This is a genomic window from Pseudomonas sp. ADAK21 (assembly GCF_012935735.1).
GTDB lineage: Bacteria > Pseudomonadota > Gammaproteobacteria > Pseudomonadales > Pseudomonadaceae > Aquipseudomonas > Aquipseudomonas proteolytica.
Genome location: NZ_CP052857.1, coordinates 1137663 through 1163351, shown reverse-complemented (window position 1 = coordinate 1163351; position 25689 = coordinate 1137663). Strand labels below are relative to the sequence as shown.

Annotated in this window: 27 protein-coding genes and 1 tRNA gene; 14 read left to right on the top strand and 14 right to left on the bottom strand. The window is 60.3% G+C overall.

The genetic code is table 11. The features are described 5' to 3' along the window. Window positions 1-52: 52 nt before the first annotated feature. Window positions 53-1897, bottom strand: a complete 1845-nt coding sequence (gene ggt / locus HKK57_RS05430) for a gamma-glutamyltransferase (protein WP_169389885.1) — start codon at window positions 1895-1897, stop codon at window positions 53-55. Window positions 1898-2341: 444 nt separating this feature from the next. Here ggt and HKK57_RS05425 point away from each other — a divergent pair, with 444 nt between their 5' ends. After that, a complete protein-coding gene (locus tag HKK57_RS05425; RefSeq protein WP_092233465.1) occupies window positions 2342-4396 on the top strand; it encodes a TonB-dependent receptor domain-containing protein in 2055 nt (684 codons plus the stop codon). A 194-nt stretch (window positions 4397-4590) separates the two neighbouring features. On the opposite strand, the gene HKK57_RS05420 is transcribed toward HKK57_RS05425, so the two are convergent. Beyond that, entirely contained in the window at window positions 4591-5811 is a 1221-nt protein-coding gene (locus HKK57_RS05420; protein WP_169389884.1) for an MFS transporter, read from the bottom strand. Between the two features lie 204 nt (window positions 5812-6015). On the opposite strand from HKK57_RS05420, the gene HKK57_RS05415 reads away from it, so the two are divergent. Further along, on the top strand, window positions 6016-6603 hold the full coding sequence (locus tag HKK57_RS05415; RefSeq protein ID WP_029295765.1) for a TetR/AcrR family transcriptional regulator: 588 nt from the start codon (window positions 6016-6018) through the stop codon (window positions 6601-6603). Window positions 6604-6817: 214 nt separating this feature from the next. Here the strand turns inward: HKK57_RS05415 and HKK57_RS05410 are convergent. After that, window positions 6818-6894 (bottom strand) — tRNA-Met (locus HKK57_RS05410). Between the two features lie 352 nt (window positions 6895-7246). Here HKK57_RS05410 and HKK57_RS05405 point away from each other — a divergent pair. Beyond that, window positions 7247-8464: an MFS transporter gene (locus HKK57_RS05405; RefSeq protein ID WP_029295741.1), complete on the top strand. Its 1218-nt coding sequence runs from the start codon at window positions 7247-7249 to the stop codon at window positions 8462-8464. Between the two features lie 38 nt (window positions 8465-8502). Here the strand turns inward: HKK57_RS05405 and HKK57_RS05400 are convergent, their stop codons facing one another. After that, entirely contained in the window at window positions 8503-9054 is a 552-nt protein-coding gene (locus HKK57_RS05400; RefSeq protein ID WP_029295739.1) for an RNA polymerase sigma factor, read from the bottom strand. A gap of 261 nt (window positions 9055-9315) precedes the next feature. Between HKK57_RS05400 and HKK57_RS05395 the strand changes: the two genes are divergently transcribed. The 11 genes from HKK57_RS05395 (at window position 9316) to sctU (ending at window position 19530) form a co-directional block, all read left to right on the top strand. After that, window positions 9316-10407, top strand: coding sequence for an HrpJ domain-containing protein (locus HKK57_RS05395; protein WP_092233494.1), 1092 nt, complete (start codon window positions 9316-9318; stop codon window positions 10405-10407). Next, window positions 10404-12500 (top strand): type III secretion system export apparatus subunit SctV, encoded by a 2097-nt coding sequence (gene sctV, locus HKK57_RS05390; RefSeq protein ID WP_169389883.1) that lies wholly within the window; start codon window positions 10404-10406, stop codon window positions 12498-12500. The genes HKK57_RS05395 and sctV overlap by 4 nt, the downstream gene beginning before the upstream one ends. Window positions 12501-12569: 69 nt before the next feature. Beyond that, window positions 12570-13475, top strand: a complete 906-nt coding sequence (locus HKK57_RS05385) for an FHA domain-containing protein (RefSeq protein WP_169389882.1) — start codon at window positions 12570-12572, stop codon at window positions 13473-13475. Next, entirely contained in the window at window positions 13472-14830 is a 1359-nt protein-coding gene (locus HKK57_RS05380) for a FliI/YscN family ATPase (RefSeq protein ID WP_104911604.1), read from the top strand. Before HKK57_RS05385 ends, HKK57_RS05380 begins: the two co-directional genes overlap by 4 nt. Beyond that, window positions 14817-15242 carry a type III secretion system stalk subunit SctO gene (gene sctO / locus HKK57_RS05375; protein WP_092233501.1) on the top strand — a complete coding sequence of 142 codons (426 nt, stop codon included), beginning with the start codon at window positions 14817-14819 and terminating at the stop codon, window positions 15240-15242. Before HKK57_RS05380 ends, sctO begins: the two co-directional genes overlap by 14 nt. Further along, on the top strand, window positions 15239-15697 hold the full coding sequence (locus HKK57_RS05370; protein ID WP_169389881.1) for a type III secretion system HrpP C-terminal domain-containing protein: 459 nt from the start codon (window positions 15239-15241) through the stop codon (window positions 15695-15697). The genes sctO and HKK57_RS05370 overlap by 4 nt, the downstream gene beginning before the upstream one ends. Further along, entirely contained in the window at window positions 15694-16716 is a 1023-nt protein-coding gene (locus HKK57_RS05365) for a FliM/FliN family flagellar motor switch protein (RefSeq protein ID WP_169389880.1), read from the top strand. Before HKK57_RS05370 ends, HKK57_RS05365 begins: the two co-directional genes overlap by 4 nt. After that, window positions 16713-17366: a type III secretion system export apparatus subunit SctR gene (sctR, locus tag HKK57_RS05360; RefSeq protein ID WP_029295721.1), complete on the top strand. Its 654-nt coding sequence runs from the start codon at window positions 16713-16715 to the stop codon at window positions 17364-17366. Before HKK57_RS05365 ends, sctR begins: the two co-directional genes overlap by 4 nt. Window positions 17367-17373: 7 nt before the next feature. Further along, window positions 17374-17637, top strand: a complete 264-nt coding sequence (gene sctS, locus HKK57_RS05355; protein WP_029295719.1) for a type III secretion system export apparatus subunit SctS — start codon at window positions 17374-17376, stop codon at window positions 17635-17637. A gap of 10 nt (window positions 17638-17647) precedes the next feature. Continuing rightward, window positions 17648-18436 (top strand): type III secretion system export apparatus subunit SctT, encoded by a 789-nt coding sequence (gene sctT, locus HKK57_RS05350; protein WP_169389879.1) that lies wholly within the window; start codon window positions 17648-17650, stop codon window positions 18434-18436. Next, window positions 18433-19530, top strand: a complete 1098-nt coding sequence (gene sctU / locus HKK57_RS05345; RefSeq protein WP_070996753.1) for a type III secretion system export apparatus subunit SctU — start codon at window positions 18433-18435, stop codon at window positions 19528-19530. The genes sctT and sctU overlap by 4 nt, the downstream gene beginning before the upstream one ends. Here sctU and HKK57_RS05340 read toward each other — a convergent pair. The 10 genes from HKK57_RS05340 to HKK57_RS05295 all read right to left on the bottom strand — a co-directional run bounded on the left by HKK57_RS05340 (window position 19527) and on the right by HKK57_RS05295 (window position 25592). Next, window positions 19527-19889, bottom strand: a complete 363-nt coding sequence (locus HKK57_RS05340) for a transcriptional regulator (RefSeq protein ID WP_169389878.1) — start codon at window positions 19887-19889, stop codon at window positions 19527-19529. The genes sctU and HKK57_RS05340 overlap by 4 nt on opposite strands. 5 nt (window positions 19890-19894) lie before the next feature. Next, on the bottom strand, window positions 19895-20098 hold the full coding sequence (gene hrpT, locus HKK57_RS05335; protein WP_029295710.1) for an HrpT family type III secretion system protein: 204 nt from the start codon (window positions 20096-20098) through the stop codon (window positions 19895-19897). Beyond that, window positions 20095-22236 carry a type III secretion system outer membrane ring subunit SctC gene (sctC, locus tag HKK57_RS05330; RefSeq protein WP_169389877.1) on the bottom strand — a complete coding sequence of 714 codons (2142 nt, stop codon included), beginning with the start codon at window positions 22234-22236 and terminating at the stop codon, window positions 20095-20097. The genes hrpT and sctC overlap by 4 nt, the downstream gene beginning before the upstream one ends. 14 nt (window positions 22237-22250) lie before the next feature. Continuing rightward, entirely contained in the window at window positions 22251-22643 is a 393-nt protein-coding gene (locus HKK57_RS05325; RefSeq protein ID WP_070996759.1) for a type III secretion protein, read from the bottom strand. A 1-nt stretch (window position 22644) separates the two neighbouring features. Next, a complete protein-coding gene (locus HKK57_RS05320; protein WP_029295703.1) occupies window positions 22645-22863 on the bottom strand; it encodes a hypothetical protein in 219 nt (72 codons plus the stop codon). Window positions 22864-22959: 96 nt separating this feature from the next. Next, a complete protein-coding gene (sctL, locus tag HKK57_RS05315; protein WP_169389876.1) occupies window positions 22960-23550 on the bottom strand; it encodes a type III secretion system stator protein SctL in 591 nt (196 codons plus the stop codon). Window positions 23551-23555: 5 nt separating this feature from the next. After that, on the bottom strand, window positions 23556-24113 hold the full coding sequence (locus tag HKK57_RS05310; RefSeq protein ID WP_070996762.1) for a type III secretion protein: 558 nt from the start codon (window positions 24111-24113) through the stop codon (window positions 23556-23558). Beyond that, window positions 24106-24897: a type III secretion system inner membrane ring lipoprotein SctJ gene (gene sctJ, locus HKK57_RS05305; RefSeq protein ID WP_154907724.1), complete on the bottom strand. Its 792-nt coding sequence runs from the start codon at window positions 24895-24897 to the stop codon at window positions 24106-24108. The genes HKK57_RS05310 and sctJ overlap by 8 nt, the downstream gene beginning before the upstream one ends. 6 nt (window positions 24898-24903) lie before the next feature. Next, a complete protein-coding gene (locus tag HKK57_RS05300; protein ID WP_224791186.1) occupies window positions 24904-25107 on the bottom strand; it encodes a type III secretion system rspB in 204 nt (67 codons plus the stop codon). Window positions 25108-25391: 284 nt separating this feature from the next. Then, on the bottom strand, window positions 25392-25592 hold the full coding sequence (locus tag HKK57_RS05295; RefSeq protein WP_139273549.1) for a hypothetical protein: 201 nt from the start codon (window positions 25590-25592) through the stop codon (window positions 25392-25394). Window positions 25593-25689 lie beyond the last annotated feature (97 nt).

Genomic DNA, 25689 nt, shown 5'->3' with positions numbered 1-25689 from the left:
TGACCAAGGACTGTGGCGAGGGGGCTCGTCCCCTCGCCACCAGGGCTGGCTCTCAATCCCCCAGCGCCTCCCCCTCACGCCGCGGATCCGCGCCGCCACTCCACGTCGCCTTGCCCTGGGCATCGCGCACTCGCACGATGGCCTGGGTACCGCTGGTCATATCGATCTCGCTCAAGGCGTGCCCGCGGTCCTTGAGGGCCGCTTTCAATTGCGCGCTGAACAGCCCTCGTTCCAGCTCGGTCGCGCCGTTGCGGCTACCGAAGTTGGGCAGGCTGATGGCGGCTTGCGGGTCGAGGTTCCAGTCGAGCATGCCCACCAGGGATTTGCTCACGTATTCGATGATCTGCGACCCGCCGGGGGAGCCGACCGTGGCCAGCAGCTCGCCGCTTTGGCGGTCGAAGACCAGGGTCGGCGCCATGGACGAGCGCGGGCGTTTGCCCGGCTCGATTCGGTTGGCCACCGGTTGGCCGTTTTCTTCGGGGATAAAGGAAAAGTCCGTCATCTGATTATTCAGCAGGAAGCCCTGGACCATCACGTGGGAGCCGAACGCGGCTTCGATGGTGGTGGTCATTGACACCGCGCCGCCCAGGTCATCTACAGCGACCACTTGCGAGGTGGAAATACGCAGTGGCGAGCGATCCGGCGCGTAAGCCACCTGAACCCCCGCCGGTTGGCCGGGCTTGGCTACGCCCATGCTGCGTTCGCCAATCAATGCCGCGCGGCTTGCCAGATAGCCGGGGGCGACCAGGCCCGCGACCGGCACGGCGACGAAGTCTTGATCGGCAACATATTGCGCACGGTCGGCGTAGGCCAGGCGATCGGCCTCGGCGATCAAATGCACCGCTTCGGGTAAGGGTTCCAGGCCAGCGGCAGTCGCGGTCTTCACGGGTTTGAGCGGCGCCAGGGCCCAGCGCGGGTCGCGGGCTTCGAGGGCCTGCAAGGTGCCGAGGATCTGCGCAATGGCCACCCCACCCGAAGACGGCGGCGGCATGCCGCATACCTGCCAGCGCTTGTAGTCGGTGCACAGCGGCGCACGCTCTTTGGCGCGGTAGGCCTGGAGATCGTTCAGCGCAAGGCGGCCAGTGTTGTGATGGCCCTGGACCTTGCGTGCAATCTCCTCGGCGATCGGGCCGTGGTAAAGCGCGTCGGGCCCTTCCTTGGCGATACGTTTGAATACATTGGCCAGCGCCGGGTTTTTCAACAGGGTGCCAGTGGCCTTTGGGCTGCCGTCGGCGTTGAGGAAGTACGCCGCCATGTCCGGTGACTGGCTGATGTAGCGGTCGGCGGCGATCAGGCTATGCAGGCGCGCAGAAATTGCAAAGCCTTGCTCGGAGAGCTGGATTGCCGGCGCAAACAATTGCGCCCAGGGCAGGCGGCCGCTTTGTTCGTGGGCCATCTTCAGCGCGCGCAGTACACCGGGGGTGGCGACCGAACGGCCCCCGATCTGCGCCTGGGCAAACGCCATCGGTGTGCCGTCGGCATCGAGCAGCATATCGGGCGTGGCGCTGGCCGGTGCGGTTTCACGGCCGTCATAGGCCCGTACCTGCTTGCCATCCCACAGCATGATGAATGCGCCACCGCCGATCCCCGAGGACTGCGGCTCCACCAACGTCAGCACCGCCTGCATGGCGATGGCCGCATCGATGGCCGAGCCACCCTGGCGCAGGATGCTTCGCCCGGCTTCGGCCGCCAGCGGGTTGGCTGCCGCTGCCATGTGGCGCTCGGCGTGGCGTACGTGCATGTCGGTGCGATAGCCCGAACCCAGCTCCGGGGCGGGCGGCAAGTCGGGGCTGCTGGCGTTGTGGCAGGCGCCGAGGCTGAGGGCGGCGGCGATCACCGAAAGGCTGGTAAGGCGTTGCAAGCGTAGGGTGAAAAGCACGCGCTGAACTCCGTTCATTTTGAGAATGATCTGTTGTCCCTGGGGTGATGCTTTGCGGGTAAGTCGCACCTGGCAGATATCTGCGGGGAAGGAGGGCGGACACTAACAGCGGGATGCAGGAGCGTCAAAAGCTGAGCGCGATCAACCTGAAGGTGGACTTCTGGTGCTTCAGTCAACCGGTGAAGGTCAAGCAGGGCAACTGTCGTTTAACTGGCCACTCGGGGGCGGGAGCAGAGCATTATTTCGACTTTTTAGTAAATATTTTAAAGTTGCCAAATATCTAGTTATTGGTGGGTTTTCCATCTTTTCGACGAAATTTGCAGAAAATAAATCTGCTTGAAATGTATGGAATTGTATCGGATTTGTCATAAATGCTTTTCTAAATGATAAGGATTTGCATTACACTCCGCAGCCTTTAGTGCTCCGTCTTGGTGCATGCCGGCTCAACAAGGACTGTTTGCAATGAATAATCCCCCCTATCTTTTCAGTTCTCTTTTCCTGGCCGTCGGCATGCTGATCGCCGCCCCGGCGTTGCAAGCAGAAGAGATTGGTGAGGTCGATAAACACGCCGTCACAGAACTCGACACCTCGTTTGTCACCGCCACCGGCGGCGCCACCGACCTGCGCGATGCGCCGGCCAGCGTCAGCGTCATTACCCGCGAAGAAATCGAGCGCCAGCCGGTTTATGACCTCAACACCCTGCTGCGGCGTGTGCCGGGTGTCACCGGTGGCTTCGGGCCGGTGGGCGAGCAGTCGAAAATCAAACTGCGCGGCCTGGACGACAAGTACACCTTGATCCTGGTGGATGGCAAACGCCTCGGCGGCTCGGGGGACTTGAGCTATCGCCGCGACCTGGCGCGCCAGGACCTGAACTGGATCACCCCGAACATGATCGAGCGCATCGAGATCGTGCGCGGGCCTATGTCTTCGCTGTACGGTTCGGATGCCATGGGCGGCGTGATCAACATCATCACCCGCAAGGTGTCGCGCACCTGGAGCGGGTCGGCCAACGTCAACACCACGATTCCCGAAGATTCCGACCGCGGCCAGACTACCCAGACCAGTCTCAACCTGTCCGGGCCTCTGACCGAGTCGGTGGGCCTGCGCCTGGGTGCCAACCTCACCCGCCGTGCGGCTGATGAGGTCACCGCGCGCCTGGATAAGGATGGCGAGTTCATGTACGGCGACGGCGCGGGCGGTGCCAAGGACCACAGCGTCAACGCCTTGCTCGACTGGAAGATCAATGACGAGCAAAGCCTGTCGTTCGAGGCTGTGCATGGCGTCGAGCGGTCCTGGTCGAGCAAAAAGACTTTTGGTGACTGGGGTGAAACCCTGGGTGAGGGCTTCGGTCCCGGCCGTTTGATTCGCGACAGCTATTCCGTGTCCCACACGGGCGACTGGAGTTTCGGTACATCGAAAGTGGACCTGTACCTGAACAAGTTCAAGAACGACATCGACTGGGGCAAATCCAGCGCCGAAGAAAAAATCGCCGAAGGCAGCCTGAACATCCCGTTTGAATTCCTTCTCGATCAGCGTTTGACGGTGGGCGGGCAGTGGAAGCGTGAAGAGCTGACCAACAGCGACACCCTGGGCACGGTGCCCGTGGACTATCAAGGTGCTGCAGTCTCCGGTTCCTCGCTCAAGGGCGACTACTCGGCCGCGTTTATCGAAGATGAGTTGTACCTGCTCGACAACCTGGCGCTGACCCTGGGTAACCGCTTCGACCACAGTCAAGACTATGGCAACCACAACAGCCCGCGGGCGTACCTGGTCTACCATCCGCATCCGGACTGGACCGTGCGCGGCGGTGTGTCCAAGGGCTTCCGTGCGCCCAGCCTGAAAGAGGGCAGCGCCGGTGCCGCCACTGAGTCCGGCGGTCGCGGTTGCGGTTCGTTGAAACCCCTGGGTTACGTGAGCGGCAGTTGCTGGATGGCCGGTAACCCGAACCTGTCGCCAGAAACCAGCGTCAACAAGGAGATTGGCGTGTCCTTCGACCGTGACGGTTGGGAGGCCAGCCTCACCTACTTCCACACCGATTTCGAAGACAAGATCGAATACGCGCCACTGGGCCAGTTCCAGGGCCGCTGGTGGACCATGCTGGAAAACGTCGAAGAAGCCCGGACTCGTGGCTGGGAAGGCTCGGTTCGCGTCCCGCTGACCGACTCCCTGGACTGGCGCACCAACGCCACCTACATGCTGGAGAGCAAAAACCTGTCCACCGGCCAGGACCTGATCAGCGCGCCCAAGTTGTCTGCCTTCAGTGCGCTCAACTGGCAAGTCACCGACAAGCTCAACACCGAACTGTCGGCGCAGCATGTCGGCAAACAGCGGGGTATTGGCAATGACTTCGTCAAGTCGTACACCACCTACGACCTGACGGCGAACCTGGCTGTGACCAAGTGGTTGACGTTGAATGGCGGCGTGCAGAACTTGCTGGATGAAGATGCGCGGGATGGTTCGACGACGTTCTATGTGCCGGGCCGTGCGTTCTTTGCCGGGGCGACCACTTATTTTTGAGGGATAGCCAAGCCAGGGCTCGCGAGCGTCAGTTGTTCACGGGCTTGTTCTTGAAGATTTGCGCAGGCATAAAAAAACGGCCTACCTTTCGGTAAGCCGTTTTTTTATGCCTGATGGAGCGCAGTCCTCGGTGTTCGGCTGAAGCGGGTGCGGGTAGCTGTGCGCCGTGCGCATCTCCATGGCCCTCTGTTCAGTCAGTCCATGGTCGAGCCAATCTGCCGGCCAGCAGCTTCTGTTCTGTGCTCAGCCAGGCAGATAAGCAGAGACAGCAGCAAGGCGAGAGTGGCGAACCCACCGGCCATCCAGAGATTAGCTGTCAGGCCAACCTCATCTAAAACCAGGCCGCCAGCCCATGCGCCTAATGCAATGGCGACATTGAAAACGCCTACATACAGCGCCGTCGCAATTTCCATGGCGCGCGGTGCGGCTTTCATCATCCACGTCATTAGGCCGACCGACACACCACCGTAGGCTAGCCCCCAAACCAGCAGCACGATGCCGCCGAGGTTGGAGTCGCCGACGATGAAGAACAGCGCTGGAGTAATTAGCAGGCCTGATGAGATAGTCATCAAGGTTTGCGCTGTGCGCTGCGCTGCGATGACCCCCGCAAGGAAGTTGCCGACAATGCCCGCGAAGCCATAGGCGAACAGCAGTGCGCCAACCCATTGGGTATCGAACCCCGAAACCGACACCAGTAACGGACGCACGAAGGTAAAAACCATGAAGTGCCCGGCAACCAGTGCCAGTGTCAGAAGCAGCCCGACTTGAAGCTTCCGGTTGGCTAGCTGTTCGCCAAACTGGCGCAAGGTCACTGAGCCAGCAACAGGTAGTCCGGGGATAACAGCAAGATGCAACGCCAATACCAATCCGCAGAATAGCGCCATGCCGCCAAAGGCCCAGCGCCACCCAGCAAAGTCACCGATCAACGCGCCCAGTGGAACCCCCAGCACTGAAGCCGCTGCCACTCCTCCGAAGATGATGGAGGTAGCCAGGCCTACAGAGTGGTCAGGAACAAGCCGACAAGCCAGCCCCCCGGCGATAGCCCATATACCCCCCATGCAAAATCCGACCAGGACACGGGCGGTCAGCATCCAAGCCATGCTGGGTGCCAATGCCGACGCAATGTTGGCAACCACCAACAGCCCTAGCAACCCGCATAGAATTTTGCGCCGGTCTATGCCACCAGATGCGATCACTACCAGCGGTGCGAACAACGCCGCCAGCAACGCAGGCAGAGAGATCATCAGTCCCGCTGTTCCTGTGGAGGTGTCCAGCGTTTCGGCAATCGGTGTGAGCAATCCGACAGGGAGCATTTCAGTGGTCACAACGGAAAAGGTGGCAAGCCCCACTGCAGTCACTGCCATCCATGGATGCTGAGCAGAGGTTGCTGCGGGGTTGGGTGAAAACGTGCTCATGGTTCAGATCCTTGGAATAGAGGAGCAAGCAATGCCGTCGGTAAGTGTCATTGCGGTGAGGAGCGGTTGTTGATTTTCCTCGGTGCGACTGCGACGCATGGCGGTAAAATATGGGAAGATACATACGCAATGTATGAATAGGACTGTATATTCATACGCAGAGAATGTAAATAATCATACGGATAGTATGTAAGAGGGGTGGTAATGGCTCGTCGCACGCGTGCTGAAATGGAAGAAACTCGAGCCACATTGCTGGTAACTGCCCGTAAGGTCTTTAGCGATCGCGGCTACGCCGATACGTCTATGGACGACCTCACCGCTCAAGCGAACCTGACACGGGGTGCGCTCTATCACCACTTCGGCGACAAGAAAGGGTTGCTGGCAGCGGCGGTGGAGCAAATCGATGCTGAGATGGACCAACGCCTGCAAGCCATCTCCAACGCCGCCGATGATGAGTGGGAAGGTTTCCGCAGCCGCTGTCGGGCTTATCTGGAGATGGCACTTGAGCCGGAAATCCAGCGCATCGTGCTGCGCGACGCCAGGGCGGTGCTAGGGGGGGCGTCGCCTGACTCACAGCGCCATTGTGTTGAATCTATGCGGCGCCTGATCGACAGCCTCATGCAGAGCGGCATCGTTGCTCCGGCCGATCCGCAGGCCTTGGCATCGATGATCTACGGCAGTCTGGCGGAAGCCGCGTTCTGGATCGCCGAGGGTGAAGATGGCAACACTCGACTGGCCCAGGGCGTCGTAGCGCTGGAGTTGCTTCTGCGTGGGATGCTGATTAAACAGTAAGGGCAACGGCGAGAGGGAGGCGACGTTTTTTCGAGCCCGGCCAGGTTGCCAGTGGAAATCACGGCGCATTCTTTAGGCTCTTGCTGGTTCAGGGAGTGCGCGGAGAAGGTACAGAGGGGATGCAGGGAGGGACAGCCAGAAACAAGAAAGCCCGCACGAGGCGGGCTTCTTGAGGTGATTCATAGACTGCTGTAGACATCTATGGATCGGTACTTGGTGGCTACACAGGGACTTGAACCCCGGACCCCAGCATTATGAATGCTATGCTCTAACCAACTGAGCTATGTAGCCAAGTGGCGCGCATTATTCGCTCAGAACGAAGAAGCGTCAAGCGCTTTTTTTGAAAATTTATCTACGCTATCAACTGTTTAAGCAAAAACGCCGGGTAAGGCGGCCATTGGCTGGGTTTTGCGCAGGTCCCAAAGCCAAAGATTAAAGTGTGGGAGCGGGCAAACCCGCTCCCACATTTGATCTGGGGTGTTCTACCGTCGGCGTACTAGCTTGCTGGCCCTTTACAAGACATGACCGCTGCATCGATTCACCTACTCGTTAGCCTGCTAACGGGATAGCCTTCCTGCCCCAATAAGTGGCACATTGTCACACCTGCACCTGTGCATCCATCTGCTGTACGGAAACGTTCCTCATGGCTCTTACCAATTCCCAGCCTTCAGTGGCTACGGCGCCGGCCGCCGGGCAATCCAGCCCGTTGGTCATGTCTATCATCGGCGCCGTAGCGCTGGCGCACTTGATCAATGACCTGATTCAGGCGGTGTTGCCGTCGATCTATCCGATGCTCAAGGAAAGTTATGGCCTGACCTTTACCCAGGTCGGCCTGATTACCCTGACGTTCCAACTCACGGCGTCCTTGCTCCAGCCGTGGGTGGGTTACTACACCGATCGCCATCCCAAGCCGTTCCTGCTGCCGTGCGGGATGATCTGCACGCTGATCGGGATTCTGATGATGTCCCAGGTCGGCAGTTTTCCACTGATTCTGCTGGCGGCGGCCTTGATCGGTATCGGTTCCTCGACCTTCCACCCGGAAGCATCCCGCGTGGCGCGCCTGGCATCCGGTGGCCGCTACGGCCTGGCGCAGTCGACCTTCCAGGTGGGCGGTAACGCCGGCTCGGCCTTTGGCCCGTTGCTGGCGGCGGCGATCATCATTCCGTTTGGCCAGGGCAATGTGGCCTGGTTCGGTTTGTTCGCGGTGTTCGCCCTGGGGGTGCTGTACGCGATCAGCCGCTGGTACCGCAACCACTTGAACCTGTTCAAGCTCAAGCAAGGCCAGGCCGCTACCCATGGCTTGTCGAAAAACCGCGTACTGGGTGCGCTGGTGGTGCTGGGGTTGTTGGTGTTTTCCAAGTACTTCTACATGGCCAGCTTCACCAGCTACTTCACCTTTTACCTGATCGAGAAGTTCGACCTGTCGGTGGCCAGCTCCCAACTGCATCTGTTCCTGTTCCTTGGGGCCGTGGCGGCGGGCACGTTCTTTGGTGGGCCGATTGGCGACAAAATCGGCCGTAAGGCGGTGATCTGGTTCTCGATCCTGGGCGTGGCCCCGTTCACCCTGTTGCTGCCCCATGTCGATCTGTTCTGGACCAGCGTGCTCAGTGTGGTGATCGGTTTTATCCTGGCCTCGGCGTTCTCGGCGATTGTTGTTTACGCGCAGGAATTGGTACCGGGCAATGTGGGGATGATCGCCGGGGTATTCTTTGGCCTGATGTTCGGGTTTGGCGGGATTGGTGCGGCGTTGCTGGGCTATCTGGCGGACATCCACGGCATCGAATACGTGTACACGCTGTGCTCGTTCCTGCCGCTGCTCGGGGTGCTGGCGATTTTGTTGCCACGTTCGAAAAAAGCCTGAAACCGGAAGGTTGGCCCTATCCCTGGGCGGTCCCTCTCCTACTGGAACGGGTGAGAGTTTGTCGCGCGTTTCAGTTGTTCCCGTGCCCGGGACAGGCGGGAACGGACGGTACCGATCGGAATCGCCAGGGCATCGGCGGTGTCCTGGTAGCTGCCGTCGGTTTCCAGTGAGGCATACAAGGTGTTGCGCATTTCCAGGGGCAGGTGCTGGATCGCATTGAGGGTGTTTTCCAGCCGGCGGCTGATCTCGAATTGGCGCGCCAGGTCCTGCTCTTCGTTGTGTCCGTGGGACAACGATTCATCGAACTCGCAATGCACTGGCTTGGCATAGAGCCGGCGAAAGTGATTGCGGATCAAATTCAGCGCGATCCCGCACATCCAGGTGCTCAGGGACGCCTGCGCGCTGAAGTGATGGCGGTTACGCCATGCCTCCAGATACGTCAGTTGCAGGATATCGTCCGCATCCTCCGGGTTCAGTACGCGTTTATGAATGAACCGGCGCAGGCGTTTGTGGTGCTCGTCGGACAGATCTTGGATGGATTGGCTAGGGTCACGGGGAAGATTGACTAAAACACTGATTGGGATATCCATGATTTTTCCTCAGGGTAAAAACGGTCGAAATGGTTTCGACGAGAACCCTGTTAGCACCGCTTGTGCCAAACGGAAAAGATCGATATCTATTTGATAAATATAAGGAAATATCTTGTTTTAGGTGTTTTTTGTGCAATCGCTTGCGCAGAGCATCGTGGATTTGTGCGGGTATTTTCATGCGCCATGGCAAGCGCATGAAGATGGAACCGGATCGGGCCTTCCAGCCACACAAGGATACGAATCTCTTGCTATGGCATTTCCATGAAAGTCGATCCCAACCTAGATGTGCAAAATTCCGCGCACCTGAATCAACCGGCACCGGCACGGATTGAAAGTGGGCTGTCTTCGCCGATAAGCGCCCCCGTTGCGGACGATCTCAGTGTGCTGTTCAGCCAAGAGGTCGAACTCAACGCCCGGGCGTTGGGGCAGCGCCAACTAGGCTTGCGCATCCCGGCGGTCGAACAACTGACCCAGCTCTATGAGCAATTGGGTCACCCGGCCCAGGCGAAAATGGCGACCATCGCTCGCAATGTCAGGGTCCAGCTGCTGCTCGGTGGCGGGGTCGGCAAGATGATGGACATCACCGGCAACGACCCCGCGCGGGCCTATGTGGTGCTCAAGCACGTGGCGCTGCAGGCGGATGCCGAGGGGCGTACCGCAGAGGCAAGCCTGGCGCGCACTTCCCTGGCTGGCCTGGAGGCCGATTACAAGCCGCAGATCCAGGCGGGGCTGAATACCGCGTTGGCGCTGCAGGCGGGCACTGATGACCCGCAGCTGCGCCAGGCTGTACGCAGCATGTATTACACCAGCGTGGTCACGAGCCAATCGCTGGCGACCCTGATGCAATCATTGCTGGGGCTGTTTGGTGAAGGGGACTTTGCGTCCGGGTTGAAGCTGATACGCCGGGCCCTGGCCGATGATGTTGCGGCACAGACCTCGTCGGTCGACCGGGGCCAGTTGCGGACCTTGTTGCTGGGTCTCAATGACTGCAGTCGATTGAGTGGTGTGCTCGCGCGCTGCAAGGCGTTGATCGGGCAATCCCTGCTTCTGTACCCCGAACTGCAGCTGGATCCGGTGGGCTTGTTGCAACGCTTGCTGGGGTATGCGGCCGGTGGTCTTTCCTCCCAGGAAATCAAACATCTGGCCCGGGATTTGGGCGGCAGTCAGCTGGCTCATCAGTTGAGCGGCCTCAGTGCCTTTTTCCCGGAACTCAAGGCCCTGCCCCTGGCCTGGTGGTGTGATGCGAGACGCCGCGAAGAAGCGTTGAACAGCTACAAGCACGTGCTGCTTGAATACGCCGCGCAGGAGCGTGGCTCGCGCCATACCCACACGTGGCCGGGATTGAAGGCATGAGTGCGTTGCGGGCAATCAATGCGTTGCTGCTAAAGGTTGCACAACGCGCCGAGGTGCTGGGCGCGGTGGTGGTCATGGCTATCGTGTTTATCTTTATCGTGCCGTTGCCCACCTGGCTGGTGGATATCCTGATTGCCCTCAATATTTGTATTTCGTGCCTGTTGATCGTGCTGGCGTTGTATTTGCCGGGGCCGCTGGCCTTTTCTTCGTTTCCATCGATTCTGCTGTTGACCACGATGTTTCGCCTGGCGTTGTCGATTGCGACCACACGCCTGATCCTGCTGGAGCAGGACGCCGGTGACATTGTCGAGGCGTTCGGCAACTTTGTGGTGGGCGGCAATCTGGCGGTGGGGTTGGTGATCTTCATGATCCTGACCCTGGTCAACTTCCTGGTCATTACCAAGGGCTCGGAACGGGTCGCGGAAGTGGCGGCACGCTTTAGCCTGGACGCGATGCCCGGCAAGCAAATGTCCATCGACAGCGACCTGCGTGCCGGGCTGATCGACGGCAACCAGGCCCGGGACAAGCGTGAGCAGCTGTCGCGCGAAAGCCAGCTGTTCGGGGCCATGGACGGCGCGATGAAGTTCGTCAAGGGAGACGCCATCGCGGGGTTGATCATTGTGGTGATCAACTTGCTGGGTGGTTTTGCCACCGGCATGTTCCAGCATGGCATGAGCGCCGGCGACTCCATGGCGTTGTACTCGGTATTGACCATTGGTGATGGCCTGATCGCGCAGATTCCGGCCCTGCTGATCTCGCTGACTGCCGGCATGATTATCACCCGTGTGGCCCCGTCCGGGCGCAGCAAGGGCAGCAACAACATGGGCGCCGAAATTGCCCGGCAAATGACCAGCGAACCCAAGAGCTGGATGATCGCTTCGGTCGGCATGCTTGCTTTTGCGGCGTTGCCGGGGATGCCCACGGTGGTGTTTATCCTGATTTCGCTGATGACTGGCAGCCTGGGTTATTGCCTGATGCGCCAGCGCCAGCGTGACGAAAAATCACAGGAGCCGGTTACCGATACCGTCCCGCCTGAGCAAAACGGGGTGGAGGATCTGCGCGGTTTTGATCCGTCGCGCCCCTACCTGTTGCAGTTTCCGCTGGCCCTGCAGAACAGCCCGCTGGTGACGGAGGTCATCCACGGCGTGCGCCAGAGCCGCAACAGCCTGGTGACCCAGATCGGCTTGACGTTACCGCCATTCGAAGTTGAGTTTGCGCCGGCGTTGGCCGACGATGAATTTCGCTTCTGCGTGCACGAAGTGCCCCTGTTGAAGGCCACGCTCGGTGACTGGGTTGGCGTGGAGCTTGCGGCACTGGCAGCGGATCCAGAAAGCGGGAGCAGGGGCCTGGCCGAGCGCGATGAACAGGACTGGGTGTGGTTTGCGCCCGACGACCCTGTGCTTGCCGATGAACACTTGGCGCGCTCGACGGCGTACAGCCTGCTTCAGGAGCGGATGACCCGGGCCATGTTGCTCAGCGGCCCGCAGTTCCTCGGTATCCAAGAGAGCAAGGCGATTCTCAGTTGGCTGGAGTTCAATCAGCCGGAGCTGGTGCAGGAACTGCAACGGATCATGCCGCTTTCGCGGTTCTCATCGGTGTTGCAGCGCCTGGCCGGCGAAGGGGTACCGCTGCGGGCGGTGCGGCTGATTGTCGAGGCCCTGATCGAACACGGTCAGCATGAACGTGAACCCGAAGCCCTGACCGACTATGCGCGCATTGCCCTCAAGTCGCAGATTCTTCACCAGTACAGCGAAGCCGACGGCCTGCATGCCTGGCTGTTGTCACCCCATACCGAAAACGTGTTGCGCGATGCCCTGCGCCAGACCCAGACGGGTGTGTTCTTTTCCCTGGATAACGAAAGCAGTGCGGCGCTGGTCAGCCTGCTCAAGCAAGCCTTTGTCGTGCGCCCCAAGAGCAAAAGTGTGCTGTTGGTTGCACAGGATTTGCGCAGTCCCATGCGCACCTTGCTGTTGGAAGAGTTCAACCATGTACCGGTCCTGTCGTTCGCCGAGCTCAGCGCTTCGTCCAAGGTCAAGGTGTTGGGGCGCTTTGATCTTGCCCAGGACAATCTGTTGCGCGAGGAGGTGGCATGAGCACGTCTGGGGTGGTTGTGCAGGCTGTTGAACACGTCACTGTCATTGCAACGTTCATGAGGCCTGGCGATGTTTGAGCTACGTGTGCTTGATGGTTCGCGCCAGGGCGCGGCGTTGCCGTTGTTCGGCGGGCAATGGAGTATTGGTGCGCATCCGGATGCCGACCTTTCGCTGTATGACGAAGGGATTGCCGAGCGCCATGTGCTGCTACGGTGTATTGAGCAGCACTGGTCGGTCCAGGCTCAAGAAGGGTTGGTGCGGGCCAGTGACGGTCAGCTCCTGGCACAGATTGCCGACCTGGCACTGGGCGTTCCTTTTGCCCTGGGCAATGTTCGACTGTGCGTCACCCTGGCCGATCAGCCCTGGCCGCAAGCCCCGGCTGCCATGCCCATCGCGCCAGCGGCCAGGCCGGTGAATGAGGCTGCACCGGGGCTGATGTTGTCGTCGATATCCGGGGCCCAGCAGAAGCGTCTGATCAGCCTGGTGGTGGTGATCGCGGTCATCATCATGGTAGTGGGCCTGGCGACCACCGGAGAGCATGAGGCCCAGGCGTCGTTGATGGCCGCGCCAACTCAGAAAAACGAGCTGGGTTCGGCCTACGAAGTACGCCAGCAACTGCTGAAAATGCTCAACGAACGTGAACTGGGCAATCGCATCCGCCTGCAGGTGATCAATGACCAGGTGACATTGGAAGGGGACGTTGCCCAGGAAGAGATGGGATTGGTGTCGCGCATGCTCAATCGTTTTGGGGAGCAGTTCGATACGTCTGTGCCAGTGATCAGCCGGGTCAAGGAACGTAGCACGGCACTCCCTTTCAAGATTCTGCAGATCGTCGGCGGGCCCAATGGCCATGTGGTCCTGGATGAAGGCAATCGGCTGTTTGTGGGAGATGAAGTGGATGGCTTGCGATTGGTCCTGATCGATAACACCAAGGTGGTGTTCGACGGCGTACAGCGTTATGAGGTGCGTTGGTGAGTGCCGACCTGCAGGCGCGCCTGGAGGCCTGGCAGCAGGACCGGGCGCAGGCGCTGGCCAGCTTTGCGCCGGTCTCGGTGCGCGGGCGTATCCAGCGCGTCAACGGCATGTTGCTGCAATGCCGTTTGCCCCAGGCGCGTATCGGTGATTTGTGCCAGGTTGAAAAGTCCACCGGCGATTACATGCTGGCCGAGATCATCGGTTTCGATCAGCAGGATGCGGTGCTCAGTGCCCTGGGCAATCTTGAAGGCGTGCGGGTGGGCGCCAGTGTCGAACAGTTGGGCGTCTCGCACCGGGTTCGTGTCAGTGATGAACTGTTGGGCCAGGTGCTGGATGGCTTTGGGCGCCCGATTGCGGGGGAGGGCGCCAGCGCCTTCGTCGAGGCGCACGCCGAGGACACCAGCCTGGTGTTGTGCGAGGCGCCCTTGCCCACCGAGCGGCCGCGTATCCACCGGGCACTGGCCACCGGGGTGCGCTCGATCGATGGCCTGTTGACCCTGGGCGAAGGCCAGCGCGTTGGTTTGTTTGCGGGCGCCGGCTGTGGCAAGACCACCTTGCTCGCGGAGATCGCGCGTAACGTTGACTGTGATGTGATTGTGTTCGGCCTGATTGGTGAGCGTGGCCGCGAGCTGCGCGAGTTTCTCGACCACGAACTGGACGATCAACTGCGCGCCAAGGCGGTGCTGGTGTGCGCGACGTCCGACCGCTCAAGCATGGAGCGCGCCCGCGCCGCCTTCACCGCCACGGCATTGGCTGAAGGCTATCGACGCCAGGGCAAACGGGTCCTGCTGCTGATCGACTCCCTGACCCGTTTTGCCCGGGCCCAGCGTGAAATCGGCCTGGCCGCTGGCGAGCCGCTGGGGCGTGGCGGTCTGCCGCCTTCGGTATACAGCTTGCTGCCACGTCTGGTGGAACGTGCCGGGTTGACCCGCGAAGGGGTGATCACGGCGATCTACACCGTACTTATCGAGCAGGACTCCATGAGCGATCCGGTGGCCGATGAAGTGCGCTCGCTGCTTGATGGCCATATCGTCTTGTCGCGCAAACTGGCCGAGCGCGGCCACTACCCGGCGGTGGATGTGCTGGCCAGCCTGTCGCGGATTCTGAGCAACGTCGCCGAGCCCGCGCATATCCAGGCCGGCACGGCGCTGCGCCGCTTGTTATCGGCGTATCAGCAGATTGAGTTGATGCTCAAGTTGGGCGAGTACCAACCGGGCAGCGATGCCCTGACTGATATGGCGGTGGACAGTCGCCAGGCGGTGGACGGCTTTCTGCGCCAGGACTTGCGCGAACCCGCGCCGATGCCGTTGACACTCGAGCAACTGATGAGCCTGACCACCCATGTCCCTTTCTGAAATCGACACCTTGCGGCGGCTGCGTCGGCATCGGGCAGACCGCGCCGAGCGCGCGTTGCGTGAAGCCAAGCGGCATCAGCAAGCCCTGTTGGTGCAAATCCAGCAGGCACAGGCTGCGCTTGAGCAAACGCGGCTGCAGGAGATCGAGAAAACCGCCGAGTTGCTGGATAAGCATCAAGGCCAGGTGCTCTCGTTGCAGCAACTCAAGGCCTGGAGCCTCCAGGAGCGCACCTTGTCCGCAGGGACCCGGCGCGAAGAAGGCCAGTTGGGTCAATTGCATGACCAGCGGGAGGAGCACGTGGTGCAGATCGCCAGCGCACAGAAACAGGTGAGCCAATGCCTGCGAGAGGTTGAGAAACTCCAGGAGTTGTCGGTTTTATTGAGGCAGGAAGAGGTACAGGAAGAACTATGACCCAAGTCCAAGCAAGCAAACCTGAACGCCCGCGCCCGCGCGATCCACGAGCGGAACAGGAGCCTCAACCGTCGGGGGTCGTACCTTGGGAGCAGGGGCGGTTATTTGCGCAACTGCTGGACAGTGATGGCGAGGGGGCAGGCTACGGCACCTCGGCAACGGCCGCCGGGGTGGCGAGCGATACCTTGATGATCGAGGCGATGACGGCGCAATTGGCCCCTCGGATTCATGGCAGCGCGCAATGGCCGCTGCAGGCGGTGCTTTACTTGCCGCGCCTGGGGCGGATCAGCGCCAGTGTGCGCCGTGAACAGGGGCTGTGGAACATCGAGCTGGCGGCCGAGCAGGAGCATGCCGCGCGTTGGCTGGGCGGTGTGCGCGAGCGTTGTGAGGAGCGTCTGGCCGATGCCCTGGGCGCGCCTGTCGCGTTACACCTGGTCCATGTGGGCGCGGCATGATCATGCCGGCACTCGCGATTCCCTTGGTCAAAAGCGCCACGGTTGCGGCACGCCTGCGCCTGGGGCGGGGCCTGCGTATGCCGTTTCAGGTCACAGGCCAGCACGGTGAGCTGCTGCTTGAGCCTGGCCGTGCGCCCAGGAGTGCCGCGCCTCTGTACTTCGAAACCGCCTGTGGGCTCTTGGCCTTCAGCGAGCCAGGGCCGATGTTCAGTCTTCTGGGGGAGTGCCCGGTGACGCTGGCCGAGGCCGGCAATGATCCGGACTCCTGGTTCTGGGAACTGTTCCAGCACCACTTGAGCCCTCAGGTGCACGCGTTGTTTGGTTATCTGCGGCTGCGGGCCTCCCCTGGAAAACTGAATTTCGGCTGCCGGCTCACGGTGACATTGGGTGCCTCCAGGGTGGTGGGCTACCTGTTGCTGGCTCCCGAAAGTCTGTTGGCATTGTGTGATGCGGGGCGTTGGCAACCCACGGCCCTGCCATTGCCGCCCTCGTTTCAACTGACGATTGCCGCGACGTTGGGGCGTTTGAAGCTGCCCCTGAGCCAAGTTCGCGGCCTGCGTGCCGGTGATGTGGTGATGCTGGAGCAGGCTTTTTTTGATGTGCATGGCAATGGCCATTTACGGATTGGCAAGCATCGCCTGCATGGGCGCATTGACGATGAATCAGGGCCAATGGGCCTGACACTTATATCTACTGAGGAAACGTCTGTGGACGAGGATCTTTCAGCACAACACTACTCGGGGTATGAAGAGCATGACCTTGATGAACCCGTGGTGGATGTTTTTGGCCATGAGCCTTTCGATGAGTTGAGCATGGCCTTGAATGTGCGCTGTGGCACCCTGAACCTGACGCTCGGGGAACTGCGCAACCTTGCGCCCGGTGCGGTGTTGAGCATCGCGGGCTACGCCCCCGGCATGGCGGGGCTCTACTATGGCGATCGGCCGATTGGCCAGGGCCAGTTGGTGGAGATGGACGGACGCCTGGGCTTGCAGCTGTCCCGTGTGATTTTCGCGCGATGACGTTCCAGGGGGTCGAGCCCGTAATCCTCGCGTTATTCATCGGCGCACTGGCCTTGATGCCGATGCTGTTGATCGTCTGCACCGCCTTTCTGAAAATCATCATCGTGCTGATGATCACCCGTAACGCCATCGGCGTGCAGCAGGTGCCGCCGAGCATGGCGCTCAACGGCATCGCCCTGGCGGCGACCCTGTTTATCATGGCGCCGGTAGGGTATGCCATCGCCCAGAACGTCAAGCAAGCCCCGGTGGACTTGAGCAGCGTGCAACGCTTCCAGGAAACGGGGCTGGTGGCCATCGAGCCGCTGCGCCTGTTCATGACCCGCAATACCGACCCGGACGTCCTCACGCACCTGCTGGAAAACACCGCACGCATGTGGCCGCCGGAAATGGCGCAGAACGCCCAGCGCGACGACCTCATCTTGCTGATTCCGGCCTATGTGATTTCGCAATTGCAGGCGGGGTTCGAAATCGGTTTCCTGATCTATATCCCCTTTATCGTCATCGACCTGATTGTCTCCAACCTGCTGCTGGCCCTGGGCATGCAGATGGTCTCGCCGATGACCATCTCCCTGCCCCTCAAGTTGCTGCTGTTCGTCTTGGTTTCCGGTTGGTCGCGGCTGCTCGACAGTCTGTTCCTTTCTTATCTGTGAGTGACCTATGGAACCGATCGTACTGTTCAAGCAAGGCATGCTGTTGGTGGTGGTGCTCTCGGCGCCGCCGCTGATTGTCGCGGTGATCGTCGGGGTGCTGACCTCCCTGGTGCAGGCCCTGATGCAGGTACAGGACCAGACATTGCCCTTTGGCATCAAGCTGGTGGCCGTCGGCATCACCCTGATCCTGACCGGGCGCTGGATTGGCGTGGAGTTGATTCAACTGATCAACATGACATTCGACATGATTGCCCGCTCGGCACTGAACTGAGGCACACGCATTGCTCCTTTACCTTGAGTTCTTGCCCAGCCTGTTGATCAGCATGGCGCGCATCTACCCGTGCATGTTCCTGGTGCCGGCCTTCTGTTTCCAGCATGTGCGCGGGATGACCCGGCACACGATCGTGATGGTCGTGGCCCTGTTTCCCACACCCGGCATTCATGCCGCATTGATGGGCAAGGACTACTCCGCATTGGTGCTGGGCGGGCTGGTGCTCAAGGAGGCGGCCCTGGGGTTCTTGCTCGGGGTTTTACTGTTCATGCCGTTCTGGATGTTCGAGTCGGTAGGCGCGTTGCTCGATAACCAGCGTGGAGCCCTGGCGGGCGGGCAACTCAACCCTTCGTTGGGGCCGGATGCGACACCGGTCGGGCACCTGTTCAAGCAGTTGGCGATTTTTCTGCTGATCTCGACCCTTGGGTTGGGCGTGCTGACGCAAGTGATCTGGGACAGCTACCTGATCTGGCCACCCACGGCGTGGGTGCCGCTGCCGGCGGTCAATGGCTTCAGCGAGTTCCTTGGCCTGCTCGGCGATACCTTCGTGCACATGATGCTCTACGCGGCGCCGTTTATTGCGGTGCTGTTGCTGCTGGAGTTCGGTTTCGCCTTGCTCGGGCTCTACAGTCCGCAGCTACAGGTGTCCACCCTGGCCATGCCGGCCAAGAGCCTGGCGGGCCTGGCTTTCCTGTTGCTGTACTTTGCCCTGTTGGAGGATTTGATCGTCGGGCGCATGGGCTTGCTGACGGACCTCAAGCATGCTCTTGGCCTGATGGTTCGGGGCCCGGGGCAATGAGTGACTCCGGCGAGAAAAAACACGCGGCGAGCCCCAAGAAACTCAAGGACCAACGCAAGAAAGGCCAGGTTGCCCAAAGCCAGGACGTGGCCAAACTGTTGGTGCTCACCGCGATCAGCGAGATCGCTCTGTTCACCGCCGAAACCAGCCTGCAGCGCTTCCAGCAGATGATGGCATTGCCTTTTGCGCGCGTCGGCCAGCCGTTTGTGCGCGCCCTGGAAGAAGTGCTGATGGATGGCCTGGTGGTGTTTTTTTCGTTCGGCCTGTTGATGTGCGGGGTGGCGATCGCGGTGAAGCTGATAAGCAGCTGGATGCAGTTCGGCTTGTTGTTCGCCCCGGAAAGCCTGAAGCCGGACTTCAATCGCCTCAACCCGCTCAGCCAGCTCAAGCAAATGTTCTCTGCGCAGTCGGTGATCAACCTCTTGATGGGACTGGGCAAGGCGTTGTTGCTCTCGCTGATCCTCTATGTGGTGATCACCCCCTCGCTACAAGTGCTGATCGACCTGGCCACCAGCGATCTGCAAAGCTACATCGTGGCGCTGATCGCCCTGTTCCGCCACTTGCTGCATGCCTGCCTGGGGCTGCTGCTGGTGCTCGCGCTGATCGACTGGAGCATGCAGAAGTATTTCTTTGCCAAGCGCATGCGCATGACCCAGGTGGAGGTGGTCAAGGAGTACAAGGACATGGAGGGCGACCCCCACGTCAAAGGCCAGCGTCGCTCCCTGGCCTACCAACTCGCCCAGGAAGAGCCAAAGGTCAAGCTGCCCAAGCTGGAAGAGTCCGACATGCTGGTGGTCAACCCGACGCACTTTGCCGTGGCACTGTACTACCGGCCCGGCAAAACGCCGCTGCCGATGTTGGTCGACAAAGGCACAGACGCCCAGGCGCGCCAGTTGATTGGCCGAGCCAAGGCCGCCGACGTGCCGGTGATCCAGTGTGTGTGGCTGGCGCGCATGCTGTATGAGCGAAAGCTGGGGGCGCCGATTCCACGGGAGAGTTTGCAGGCGGTGGCGCTGATCTATCGCACCCTGCGTGAGCTGGATGATGAATCCAAGCGCCAGACCCTTGAGTTACCGGAGCTTGCGCGCCGCTAGGGCGCGCGCTGTACATCCAGGGCTTCGAGCTTGGCCAGTGAGAGCAGGCGGCTGACGATGTCATCGAGCGGCTGGCCGTTGGGCACCAGCGCATGCCAGATCACCAGGTTGCCCTTGGCATCGAGGTACACGAAGCATCCATCGAACACCATGGCGTGGACAAAGCGCCGCTCCAGCACCCGCTGCACCTGGCCGGCCTGCAGCGCCTCAGGTGCAATCTGCAGGGCCAGGCCGGGTTTCTGGCCGGCGCTCAACCGGCACAGGCTGATGCCCGGGCACAACGTGTGGTGAGCGACGTCGCCGCTCACCAGTTTGTCCAGAGGCACCTGGCGAGGCGCATCAGTGTCGGGTAAGCCCATGGCGGTCACTGTTCCAACGAGATCGTCTGATAGTCCGCCCTTTCGCCTGATGGGCCGGGTTCGACGCGCATTTGCGGCGGCCACCAGACCACCAGCTTGCCAGCGCTCGATTGCGGCCGGGAGCAGGAGTTGCCTTTGCACGTCGGGGTACAGCCGGCCATCAGCAGCACTAGGCCCAGGAGGGTGATGCAGGAGAGTCGCTGTTTCATGGCGCGGTCTTCCGTGTTGGCGTGAGCAGGGAGGGGCGGGTTACACCGATATGTTCATCCTTCACCACCGGGCGCATGGCGATGAACACCTCCGCCTCTTCACCCGGCTTGAGCCAGGCCCGTGGCCAGACGCTGACGGCCAGGGTCTGGGAATTGCTGCATTCGTTCTCGTCGATGCGCACGTTGCGATTGAACTGATTGCGCATCACCACCACCGCCACGTTGAACTGCGGGCCGGCGTACCACTGGCTGCGTTCGGTGTTGAGCGCCAGCAGGTCACGGGTTTTGCACAAGGTGTCCAGGCCCAGCGGCATGGGGGCGGCTTTGAAGGCGTCAGGTACTTGCCCGGTGACGAGGTGGGCGAGGGCGCTGGTGATCGCGCTGCGCTTGATCACCGGTGGGTGCTCGGCATAGCGCCTGGCCAACGGTTTGAGGGCCGCCTGCAGTTCTACCTGGTCGTCCGGTGGCAAGTAGCGTGACGGGTCGGCCTGGTCGCCGATAACGCGAGGGGTGAGGATAAACAGGCGTTCACGTCGGTTGTTCTGCCGCTCGGTGGAAGAGAACAGTGCCTTGCCCAGCAACGGTATATCGCCCAGCAACGGCACCTTGCTTCTTTTATCGGTGCTTTCGGTGACATGGAACCCGCCGACCACCAGCGAACGTTTTTCCGCCATCACCGCCTGGGTGCTGACTTTGCCCCGGCGTACATCGGGGCCTATGCGTTCGGGGTTGGACTCGTCGAAGTTGCCGTCTTCGATATCCACCGCCAGATGGACCTGGTGCCTGCCACGGGTGGTAATGACCCGTGGCACCACCTGGAAACTGGTGCCCACGGTGATCGGCAGGATGGTCGCGTTTTCGACGCCGGCAGTCAGGTATTGAGTGCGGTTGAAGTCAATCACCGCAGGTTGGTTTTCCAGGGTCAGCACCGAAGGGTTGGACACCATGGTCGCCAGGCCCTTGGCCTCCAGGGCCCGTACATCGGCGTAGAAACGGTCGCGTTTTTCGATCGACAGTTGCGCCGATGTCCCAGGCGCCATGTTCACACCGCCGAGAAAGCGGCTGTTCTGAAAACCCCAGTTGACCCCGAACTCCTGCAGTTGGGTGCGCTCGATATCCAGGATGATTGCGTCGATCTCCACCAGTTTGCGTGCCACATCGAGTTGGGCGATCAGCTCGCGGTACATTGCCTGGCGCTCTGGCAAGTCATAGATCAAGACGGCGTTGTTGCGCACATCCGCCTCCACCCGAATTCGCCCTCTTGCAGTGGGGGCTCTGGAGGTGAGCGACATGCCGGGCTCCGTCTGCCCCAGGGGCGCCTGTGCGCCGAGCAACTGGTTCAGCATCGGGTTGCCCAGCCGGGGAAGGATCGGGGTGATGGGCGAGGGCTGCGCTGCCGAGGCCGGGCGTGGGCTCATCGACGACAGGACAGAGTTGTCCCGGGGCTCCAACAGCCCGCGTAGCATGCTGGCAACACCCGCGATGACCAGCTTTTCTCCGCGATAATCAATCGGGCGGTCCGCCGCGTTGGCGAATCTCAGCGGGAACGTCAGCACGCTCTGTTTTTCATCGGGGGATTTTCGCTGGCTGCTGAATTGCCTGATCTGTTCGATGTAACGCTTGGGGCCGGATATCAGCACCACGCCATCGTCAGGGAGTTCCCCCCAACCGAAACGGTTGTCGAGCAGGCCAATGTCAGTCAATGCCTGTTTGAGGTCCGCAACGGTTTGCGATGAGACCTCCAGGCGCGCGGACTGCTGCTGGTCCAGGGTGCTGATGTACAGCATGTTGTTGTACATGTACCACTGGAAGCGATGCTCTACTGCCAGCCGGTCAAGCAACGACTGCGGGGTGTTGGCGCGTATCTTGCCATTGACGGTGCCTTCCAGGTGGCCGTCGAATTGAATCTGCGTGCCAAAGGTCTGGGCGAAATCCTCCAGCACCTCACGCACCTGCTTATGGTCAGCCTCATAGGCGTAGGCGGTATTTTTCCATTCGGTGGGGATCGCGGCGAGCGGGCTTTGCATGGGCAAAAGCAACCAGGGCAGTACCAGCAGGTAGCGCCAATGAGGGCCTTTTTGAAGGGCCGCGGGCGAGACGGAGCGCAAGCGGGTGCGCTCGTGATTCTTGTTGGGCATGGGGTGTTCTCTGATTAGTGCGGCAGCGAGCGCAGTGACGTGGGTTGGAACCGTGGGGCCTGTTTTGCAAGGCGCGCGATCATTGCGCGCCAGGTATCGCGCTGGTTGAGCAGGGCTTGGAGACTGTCCAGCAAAGGCTTCTCGCTGGTGCTTTGCTGTAGACACTGAGTCAACCAGAGCGCACCCGTTGCAGGCGCCTGTGCGAGTGCACCTTGAAAGTGACTCAGGCTTGCGTTACCCAGGAGCATCCAGGTGTTGAGCTGTGATTTGTCAGGGCGGCCCTGGGTCAGTTGGACCTGCAACAAGAGGGTGTCAGGGCCGTGGCGCAGGAGTATTTCGTCATGGTCTTCGATCAGCCTTAATTCTTCGGCGCGGCTGTTCAACCAATTGGTAATGAGCGCCTTCACGTTATTGTCCGCTGTCCAGGCCGGACTTCAGTAGCATATGCCTGGCCCTGATATGTTCAGTGAAGGCGTATTCGGATTTACGGTTGGTCATCACCAGTTCATAGAACAAGTCCATGTCCGCCTCGGATCCAGAGTTCTGCTCCATCAAGTCGCTGACATCGTTTCTGCTGCGCTTCGCATCGCTAAGAAGTTGCTCTCTGTAACCCGAGTAGTAGTTCATGGATTTGCTCCTTTTTTGTGTTTCCTCTCAGTGGTTTTGTATGTCGAATTGGTTCCATGTGTAGCTGTTTATTTGGCGCGTGTGCGTGGTGGAAAATCAGGCATCCAACCGCTTGCTGCCTGGCTCTAGAAAGGTGTCGCGCATGGCGGCCCAATCAATGCAAAAGTCGCCCTCTTCGGTTTGTAACAGCAACGTCTGGGGTTTGACGGTATCGTCGGCGCGTAGCGCCCAGAGCGTGGTGTTGTGGTCGGCGAGAGCCTGGCGTGCGGCCTCCAGCTCCTGGGGATGGCACAGCAATGCCGCCTTGACCATCGGCATCTGGCTGACCATCAATTGTCTGACCAACGCGGCCATGCGTTGTGGCAGGGGCGTATCCTCCAGCAGCAGACGAATCGCCTGGTTGGCGATTGAAGAGGCATATCGTTCAAGGTTGTCGTACATCGCCTGGCGTTCGCCTTCCCAGCGTTTGAACTGCGCGTCGGCACGCCGCCAGATTTCGAGGCCGGCCTGCTCCAGCAGCTTTTCCCGCTGCTTTTCTGCCCGCTTCAGCAATTGCCTGGCCTGGGCCTTGGCATGCTCCAGTGTGTTGTGGGCATGGGCGTAATTGGCCAGGGTTTCCCGGGGGATCAGGGTTTCGGCAAAGGCGGTGGAGCCTTTGGGCAAGTCGATTTTATGTCGGCAAAACATCGTGTTCAGTCTCCATGGTCCTTGGCGCCAGGTGCTTGAGCGTCGCTGTGGATTGTCGCAATACGCCAGACCACGGCGTGCCAAAGGGTATCGAGGCGGCTGTAGGAGTCCCCAAGCGAAAGGGCTTTTTTTTCCAGTTCCAGAACGCGCTGGCGAGGGAATCTCAACCTGATGCGTTGCCAGGTGGCGGGGCTGACCCAGGTGCGTAGCAGCTGCAAGGGGTCCTCATCGGGCTGCAGCATATCTGGGGGCAATGCCTTGGACAGTCTGTTGCACCACTGGTGGAGGTTTTCATTCAACGCGCTTGCGTAGGCCGGGCGACACGCGCTGTCAATCAACGCCAGCACCAGGTCCAGTTGCTCCGGCGAGGCGAGCGCCAGTTGCAGCAATGTGGGCTGAGGCGTGGGCGGCAGGCAGGGCGTGATCCCATAGAGTCTGGCTACCCACAGGTGTCGACTGTGAACAAGCGCAGTCAGTGCTGCGTGCTCATCAACCGTTCTCCAGCCTTCGCGTGAATGCAGCCAGGGGGTTGCCCACCACTGGACCCATGCCAGGTTACTCATCGTGCGAGGATGGGCCGGCCGTTTGGGCATGCGGCAGCGCTCGCTGGCCCCTGATCCGCCAGAATGTCACGGCGATAATGAGCACCACTAAAACGATCATGGTGAAGGTGACGCTGGCCCGCCAAAAGCCAATGTCATCGCCTGGCACCAGGAACGGACCGAAATAGGCCAGGCGTTGCTGCTCCAGATAGGCCGTTGCGGGAACGAATACCACCGTCAGTTTTTGCGGATTTTCGACGGCGTTGGTCATGCCAGGAATACTGCTGGAGACCATCCGGCGCACACGGGCCTGGATGTTGTCGGGGTCAAGCCTGGGATCGTGCTTGATGAACACGGACGCGGAGGCCGGTTGTACCGGTTCGCCCGGTGCAACACGCTCGGGCAACACTACGTGTACGCGGGCGACAATCACGCCGTCGATGTTCGATAACGTGGTTTCCAGTTCCTGGGACAAGGCATAGATATAGCGCGCGCGCTCCTCGAGCGGAGTTGAGATAACCCCTTCCTTGCGAAAGGTGTCGCCCAGGGTGGCGCGGGCGGTCTTGGGCAATCCAACAGCTTCCAGCGTGCGTACGGCCCGCCCGATATCGGAGGCGTTGACCACGACGACCACGCCGTCTTTGGCGGGGACTTTGGTGGCGCGTATATGCTTGTCTGCCAACTCCGCGATGACTTCATTGGCTTCCTGCTCGGAGAGTTGGCGGTGAAGTTCGACGCGGTCACTGCAGCCATTGAGCATGAATGACAACACTAGCGTTAACGTAATAAACCGTAGGCGAGTCATTTTTATCTACTGAAGGTTGCAGATTTTATCGATGCCTTGTGCGGTTTTACCGACACTTTTTACGAGCATTTGCGTCAGCAATAACGTATCGGACAGTTGCTCAGGATACTTTCGCGCTTCATCAAACTTATTCTCGCTGCTCAAGGCTCGCAGACTTTTGGTCATGCGCTGGGTGACAGAAGTCAGCCGCTCGGATGCTTCGGACAGCATGCTCTGTGGCGTCGTGTAATGGGTCCCTGGGCTGGGCTGGGCTGACGAGTCCATGATTGAGGCGAAATAATTGACATCGGTGTGGGAGATCGAGGACTCCTGTGCGCTGGAGGACCCATTGAGATCCTCATGTTCAGCAGAGCGTACTCTTCCTATAAACATATGGCGCCTATTACGTAAGTATCGCGGGGAGGGTTTGTTATTGATGAGGCCATTCGTTGTTAGATTGGCGAAGTGACCTTCCCGCCACCCAGTGGCAGGAAGGTCAGAGAGGGCCAGGCTGATTACAAACGGAGTGCGTCAGACGCGGTTTTGATGCCTGCGGTATTTTGGTTTACCGCAGTTTTCCATGCGTTTTTCACACCGTCAGCCCTCTTTTTCGCTTCTGCGGCTTCAAGGCCTGCGTCTGCCTGCTCTGCACTCATACCACCAGCGCTGCTACCATAAGGGTTGGAGCCGGAAGAGCCAACTGAACCAATACTCATATTGTTTACTCCGTATTTAACGTTGATTTCACTGGACGCTAGCGATGCTGAGAGAAGCATTTATCACATGCAGTTTCGCCGTTCCATCATTTATGTG